Raw genomic sequence first — 1,518 nt, 5'->3', positions numbered from 1 at the left:
GGTCCATCCAGAGCGTGAATCACACTCGCGCCCAAAGGGGAATCCCAAATCCCCACAGGCCTTAGTCGGGCTTCGTCTATGTGGCCTTTGTGATCGACGCCTTCGCCCGCAGGATCGTGGGCTGGCGGGTGTCGCGCACGGCCCGGGCCGAGTTCGTGCTCGATGCCCTGGAGCAGGCTCTGCATGAGCGCCAGCCCTGGCGAGCCAGCCTCATCCACCATAGCGACAGAGGGGTCCAAGACGTGTCACTGAAGGACACCGAGCGCCTCGCCGAGGCTGGGATTGAGCCATCGGCCGGCAGCGTCGGGGATGCGTACGACAATGCTCTGGATGCGACCAGTATGTCAGATTCTTCGAAGACTGCGCCGCTCGGAAGAACGCGTGCGGACCACAAGCCGTCTACGAGTTCCTCACCAAGGCAATTCTCTCAGCGCCACTGAAGAGAACAAACGCGGACAAGACTGCAACTCCTGCTGGCGCCTAACCCCGCTGCGCTGGTAATCCTATTCTCACTGAAGTATGCGATACTGTTCAAATGACCTATTCCCGCGGAATCGACGCCAATGTTCCAAGCTGGCACAGGGTCCGAGACAGAGTCATAAATCATTTCGCCGGATCGCTGCACGCTATCTGCTGAGCACCCGATGTCCTTATGTGGTGAAAACGCATTCGGTATAAGTTCTTCAGGAGCCCGTCGCAGCACCTTGTAAAAGAGTCACGAAGATATTTGCTCAACGTTGATAGCCAGGTGAATTGGTCATGCAAGATTGCCTGCCTGGATAAGATCAGACAGACGCAGCTAACCTGCTGCTGCTCGCTATGATCGAAGAGAGGTGATCTCCCAAATCTCGCGCGACACCGGTGTCGATCGCAGCCGCACCGACTGACAATCTGGCTGCAAGGAGGGGTAAGGAGCGCTCTGACATCGGATGGAGTGCGTCGCCGCACATCGGCCGCATGTGCGCGCCTCTACACCGAACCTGCGATGCCGGAACACATCGCATGCGCTCTGGTGAAAGGTCTGGTGCTCAGCCTTTTGCCGGGGCGCTTCGTACTTGTGCACAGCATTCGGTTGCACTTCCGATGTTCGTAGTTCATTGTAGCGGCGTGGTGTTGCAACCGGCATCACACAAGCACCCTGGCAGCGATCTCCGCACGGCTAACTCTGTCAGGGCGTTCTCATGTGTGAGTTCCAGGCCGCATGTCAGCTCTTGGAGGGCCCAACGTCTGGCGTGGCATTTCGCTACCCACGTCGTGCCGCCTCAAGCAGCATAGAAGATGGGGGTCGCGCGTCCAATCCGATGCGTCTGCCCTGCGCCTGGCGCTCTATTCAGCAATTCCTCTAACGAGCAGGCGGTTGACCGCTTCGACGACCCGCTCATGCTCCTCCTCCGAGAACGGGCTGAGGTCATGCATCTCGAGGCTGTTCAGGCCCTCAATAGTCAGCCAGCCTAGAAGCGCCGCGTCCAGATCGTCCGATGTCGCTTTCAAGTCCTCCAGGGTCGCCTGGATGACCTT

Annotated in this window: 1 protein-coding gene and 1 pseudogene; one reads left to right on the top strand and one right to left on the bottom strand. The window is 58.8% G+C overall.

What is annotated here, in order from left to right:
- Positions 1-68: 68 nt before the first annotated feature.
- Positions 69-338, top strand: a pseudogene (locus KBI52_RS01555) (DDE-type integrase/transposase/recombinase); the annotation flags it as partial.
- Between the two features lie 988 nt (positions 339-1,326).
- Here the strand turns inward: KBI52_RS01555 and KBI52_RS01550 are convergent.
- Positions 1,327-1,518: hypothetical protein (locus KBI52_RS01550; protein WP_210804878.1), on the bottom strand; the 192-nt coding region annotated here is incomplete at its 5' end.

The organism is Microvirga sp. HBU67558, from assembly GCF_018069605.1.
GTDB classification, from domain to species: Bacteria; Pseudomonadota; Alphaproteobacteria; order Rhizobiales; family Beijerinckiaceae; genus Microvirga; species Microvirga terrae.
The sequence above is the reverse complement of the archived record's forward strand: the minus strand, read 5'-3'. Positions and strand labels throughout refer to the sequence as shown.